The organism is Legionella nigrisilvae (assembly GCF_977063395.2).
This window is the reverse complement of the sequence record NZ_CDRUGZ020000039.1, coordinates 1-255: the sequence shown is the minus strand read 5'-3', so window position 1 is coordinate 255 and position 255 is coordinate 1. Positions and strand designations below refer to the sequence as shown.

Below are 255 nucleotides of genomic sequence, written 5' to 3'. Positions count from 1 at the left end.
TCCTTAGTTGCCAGCACGTAATGGTGGGAACTCTAAGGAGACTGCCGGTGACAAACCGGAGGAAGGCGGGGACGACGTCAAGTCATCATGGCCCTTACGGGTAGGGCTACACACGTGCTACAATGGGCGATACAGAGGGAAGCGAAGGGGTGACCTGGAGCTAATCTTAGAAAGTCGCTCGTAGTCCGGATTGGAGTCTGCAACTCGACTCCATGAAGTCGGAATCGCTAGTAATCGCGAATCAGCATGTCGCGG

The 255-nt window shown here is 54.9% G+C and carries 1 rRNA gene; it reads left to right on the top strand.

Features of this window, described 5'->3' with window-relative positions:
• Window positions 1-255 (top strand): 16S ribosomal RNA (locus ACWTE2_RS25990); the annotation flags it as partial.